At 62.7% G+C, this 5,142-nt stretch carries 4 protein-coding genes; all 4 read left to right on the top strand.

Annotated elements, in window-relative coordinates; translation table 11 throughout:
• Positions 1-166 precede the first annotated feature (166 nt).
• Positions 167-2,995 (top strand): excinuclease ABC subunit UvrA, encoded by a 2,829-nt coding sequence (gene uvrA / locus JX325_RS12530; protein ID WP_204791448.1) that lies wholly within the window; start codon positions 167-169, stop codon positions 2,993-2,995.
• A 71-nt stretch (positions 2,996-3,066) separates the two neighbouring features.
• A complete protein-coding gene (gene era / locus JX325_RS12525; protein ID WP_204791447.1) occupies positions 3,067-3,963 on the top strand; it encodes a GTPase Era in 897 nt (298 codons plus the stop codon).
• A gap of 4 nt (positions 3,964-3,967) precedes the next feature.
• Positions 3,968-4,390 (top strand): pyridoxamine 5'-phosphate oxidase family protein, encoded by a 423-nt coding sequence (locus JX325_RS12520; protein WP_204791446.1) that lies wholly within the window; start codon positions 3,968-3,970, stop codon positions 4,388-4,390.
• 223 nt (positions 4,391-4,613) lie between these two features.
• Positions 4,614-5,142, top strand: a 529-nt coding sequence (gene recO / locus JX325_RS12515; RefSeq protein WP_204791445.1) for a DNA repair protein RecO, incomplete at its 3' end; no start/stop codon positions are given.

Genomic DNA, 5,142 nt, shown 5'->3' with positions numbered 1-5,142 from the left:
TTTTTCTCTTTTGGACCGTGCACGGCCCGTTTTCTCTTTTTCTTCTGGAAGAAAAAGAGAAAATGGGGGGTGCAATGCACCAGCCATCGCTGGTATCCAATTCGCCCCGCCCGCCAGGGCGAGAACAACCCTCCCCCTGGCAGGGGGAAAAACAAGGAGCCCCCTTATGCAAGATAAAATCATCGTAAAAGGCGCCCGCGCCAACAATCTCAAGAACATCGACGTGACCATCCCAAGGGACAAGCTGGTGGTCATGACGGGCCTCAGCGGCAGCGGCAAATCCTCCCTGGCCTTCGACACCATCTACGCCGAGGGCCAGCGGCGCTATGTGGAATCCCTGTGCTCCTATGCCCGGATGTTCCTGGGCCAGATGGAAAAGCCGGACGTGGACTACATCGAGGGCCTGAGCCCCGCCATCTCCATCGACCAGAAAACCACCTCGAAAAACCCCCGGTCCACCGTGGGCACCGTCACCGAGGTCTATGACTACCTCCGCCTCCTCTGGGCCCGGGTGGGCACCCCCCACTGCCCCAAGTGCGGCAAGGTGATCCGCCAGCAGACCATCGACCAGATTATCGACCAGGTGCTCTCCCTCCCCGAGGGGACCCGCATCCAGGTGATGGCCCCCGTTATCCGGGGTAAAAANGGCNAGCACGCCAAGGTCTTCGAGGACGCCAAGCGCTCCGGCTACGTCCGGGTCCGGGCCGACGGGAACCTCTATGAGCTGGACGAGGAGATCAANCTGGAAAAAAATAAAAAGCATAACATCGAGGTCATCATCGACCGCCTCATCATCCGCCCCGACATCCAGCAGAGATTGACGGACAGCGTGGAAACCGCCTCCGCCCTCTCCGGCGGNCNGGTGGTGGTGANCNTCTTGCGGGNGGAACAGGNNCTGATGTTCTCCCAGAACTACGCCTGTGAGGACTGCGGCGTCTCCATCGAGGAGCTGACCCCTCGGATGTTCTCCTTTAACAACCCCTTCGGGGCCTGCCCCACCTGTACGGGCCTGGGCAGCCAGTTGAAGGTGGACGTGTCCCTGGTGGTCCCGGAGCCGAAAAAGTCCATTCTGGAGGGGGCCATCCAGGCCAGCGGCTGGGGAAATATCCGCTCCGACGGCATCTCCCGGATGTACTTCGACGCGTTGTCAAAAAAATACCGCTTCTCCCTGGAGGAGCCCTGGGAAACCCTGTCCGACGNGGCCAAGGACATCATCCTCTACGGCACCAAGGGGGAGAAGCTGGAGCTCCACTATGACCAGCCCCGGGGAAAGGGCGTGCTGTACCAGCCCTTCGAGGGCATCTGNAACAACGTGGAGCGCCGCTATCNGGAGACTCAGAGCGACGCCNGCAAGCGGGAGCTGGAGGAGCTGATGACCGAGTGCCCCTGCCCCGCCTGCAAGGGCCGGAGGCTGAAAAAGGAATCCCTGGCGGTCACCGTGGGAGAAAAGGACATCGACGCCCTGACCCGTTTGTCCGTGGTGGACGAATTGGCCTGGGTGGAGCAGCTGGAGCTGACGGAGCAGCAGCATTTGATCGCCGATCGGATCTTGAAGGAAATCAAGTCCCGCCTGGGCTTCCTCCAATCCGTGGGCCTGGGCTACCTGACGCTGAGCCGGGCCGCCGGGACCCTCTCCGGCGGCGAGAGCCAGCGCATCCGCCTGGCAACCCAGATCGGCTCCAGCCTCATGGGAGNGCTGTATANCCTGNACGAGCCCTCCATCGGCCTCCANCAGCGGGACAACGACAAGCTGCTGGCGACCCTCCGGAACCTCCAGAGCCTGGGAAACACCCTCCTGGTGGTGGAGCACNACGAGGACACCATGCGGGAGGCGGACTACCTCATCGACATNGGCCCCGGCGCGGGNGTCCACGGCGGGCAGGTGGTGGCGGCGNGCACGCCGGAGGAGGTCATGGCCAACCCGGATTCCCTGACGGGCCAATACCTCTCCGGGAAGAAACGGGTGCCCATTCCCGACGTCCGCCGTCCCGGAAACGGGAAATTCCTCCATGTCCGGGGGGCGGAGGAGAACAACCTCCGCAAGGTGGACGTGGACTTCCCCCTGGGGACCTTCACTGTGGTCACCGGCGTGTCCGGCAGCGGTAAGTCGTCCCTGGTGAACGAGGTGCTCTTCAAGCGCCTGGGGGCGGAGCTGATGCGCATGAAGGTCCACCCGGGCAAATGTGCCGGGATCGACGGGCTGGAATACCTGGACAAGGTGGTCAGCATCGACCAAAGCCCGATTGGCCGGACGCCCCGGTCCAACCCCGCCACCTATACGAACCTCTTCAACGATATCCGGGACCTCTACGNCTCCACCCAGGAGGCCAAGAGCCGGGGCTATGGCCCGGGCCGGTTCAGCTTCAACGTCCGGGGAGGACGCTGCGAGGCCTGCTCCGGCGACGGCGTGCTGAAAATCGAGATGCACTTCCTGCCGGACATCTTCGTCCCCTGCGAGGTGTGCAAGGGCCGCCGGTACAACCGGGAAACCTTGGAGGTCCATTATAAGGGGAAAAATATCTCCGAGGTGCTGGGCATGACCGTGGACGAGGCGCTGGAGTTCTTCGCCCCCCTGCCGAAGCTCCGCAACCGCCTCCAGACCCTCCAGGACGTGGGCCTGGGGTATGTGAAGCTGGGCCAGCCCTCCACGGAGCTCTCCGGCGGCGAGGCCCAGCGGGTGAAGCTGGCCACGGAGCTTTCCAAGCAGGCCACCGGAAAAACCATCTATATTCTGGACGAGCCCACCACGGGCCTCCACACCGACGATGNGCGCAAGCTCCTGGAGGTCCTCCAGCGGCTGGTGGACAGCGGAAACACGGTGGTGGTCATCGAGCACAACCTGGACGTTATCAAGTCCGCCGACTGGATCATCGATCTGGGCCCCGAGGGGGGCGACGGCGGGGGAAACATCGTCTGCACCGGCACGCCGGAGAGTGTGGCCGCCTGTAAGGAATCGTATACCGGGCAGTATCTCAAAAAGGTCCTGGTGCGGTAAAAAAAGCCGGACCACGGTTATAAAAACACTTTTAAAAAGTAATATTNCTCAAAGAAAGTTGAGGATCACCTATGAACATTCAAAAAACCGCCATGATCACCGTCTGCGGACGGCCCAACGTGGGCAAGTCCAGCCTGACCAACGCCCTGGTGGGGGAGAAAATCGCCATCGTCTCCAACAAGGCCCAGACCACCCGGAACCGCATCTACGGTGTGGTCAACCGGGAGGACACCCAGTTCATCCTCCTGGACACCCCGGGCCTCCACCGGCCCAAGTCCGCCCTGGGGGACTACATGGTCAAGGTCGTCACCGCCAGCCTCNCCGACGTGGACTGCGCCCNGCTCCTNGTGGAGCCCATCCCCCATGTAGGCGGGCCGGAAAAGGCCCTCATCGACCGGGTGCGGGAGGAACGGCTTCACTGCATCCTGGCCGTCAACAAAATCGACACCGTGGAGCCCGCGGAGCTCCTCCCCGTCATTGCCGCCTACAGCGAGGCCTGGGACGGCTTCGACGCCATCATCCCCATTTCCGCCCGCACCGGCGACGGCCTGGAGGAGCTGATGGCGGAGCTGGGGAAATACGCCCAGGAGGGGCCCCAGCTCTTCCCCGACGGGCAGACCTCCGACCAGCCGGAGCGGCAGGTCATGGGAGAGCTGCTCCGGGAGAAGCTGCTCCTCTGCCTGGACAAGGAGATCCCCCACGGCACCGCCGTGGAAATCACGAAATTTTCCGAGCGGGACTCCGGCGTTGTGGACGTGGGGGCCACCATCTACTGCGAAAAGGCCAGCCACAAGGGCATTATCATTGGAAAGCAGGGGGCCATGCTGAAAAAAATCAGCTCTCTGGCCCGGCACGACATGGAGAAATNCATGGGCACCCAGATTTATCTGGAAACCTGGGTGANGGTCAAGGAGAACTGGCGGGACAACGTGAACTACGTCCGCAGCCTGGGCTATCGGGAGGACTGAGGCGATGCGGGACCCGGAAAAAATCGTGGGCGGCATGGCCGACAAGGCCAAGGTCGTCTATCTCAGCTATATCGACAGCCGGGGCTTCCCCACCACCCGCGCCATGCTGGCGCCCCGGGAGCGGGAGGGCATCCGGGTGTTCTGGTTCAGCACGAATACCTCCTCGCAGAAGGTGGCGGCCTTCCGGAGAAACCCCAAGGGGAGCATCTATTTTGTGGACCGACTCTTTTTCCGGGGCGTCAGCCTCTCCGGCACCGTGGAGGTGCTGGAGGACCCGGAGAGCAAAGAACGCCTCTGGCGGCGTGGAGACACCATGTATTACTCGCGAGGTGTCACGGACCCGGACTATTGCGTGCTGAAATTCACGGCGGATAGGGGCCGGTATTACCGCAACTTCAAAAGCGAGGATTTTTCAATTCCAGATTGACCGGAACTTTCCACGTATCCTTTTCGACAGCAATCGCAGACTATTCCCAAAAGGAGGCCTGCGACATGGACCATATGGAACCCGCGCCCCTCTGGGAGCTGTTCTGCCTCACCGGCGAGCCCCTGGCCTATATGCTTTATCGGTCGGCGGAGGACGAAACCGATAACTTTTTGCCATAAACGGAGAGATGATTCCTCTCCGTACATAAAGGAGGGAGGCCGCCGTGGCGGGAACACCCTATGCCGTGGACCGCGGCGTGGTCCTCCGGGAGACGGAGACCAAGGAGACGGATAAAATCCTGACCCTCCTGACCTGGGAGGCGGGGAAAATCGGGGTCATCGCCCGGGGAGCCCGGCGGAAAAACTGCAAGTTTGCCGCCGCCGCCCAGCCCCTAGCCTACGCCGAATGGACCCTGTACCAGCGGAAGGACTGGCACTACGCCAGCGACGCGTCCACCCTGGATTTGTTCCCCGGCCTCCGGGGAGATTTGACGGCCCTGGCCCTGGGCTGCTACATGGCGGAGCTGACGGAGGCCGTCTGCCCGGAGGACGTGCCCGCCCCGGAGCTGCTGCGGCACCTCCTCAACGGGCTGTATGCCCTTTCTACTTTACGCAAGCCCCCCGCCCTGGTAAAGCCCGCCTTCGAGCTGCGGCTTCTGTGCCTTGCGGGCTATGAGCCCCTGGCGGACGCCTGTGCCCTCTGCGGGAAGGAGGACCCGGCGGAGCCGGTGCTGGACACGGTCCAGGGGGTGC

It is taken from the genome of Oscillibacter sp. CU971, assembly GCF_905219725.1.
Classification (GTDB): domain Bacteria; phylum Bacillota; class Clostridia; order Oscillospirales; family Oscillospiraceae; genus Oscillibacter.
The sequence above is the reverse complement of the archived record's forward strand: the minus strand, read 5'-3'. Positions and strand labels throughout refer to the sequence as shown.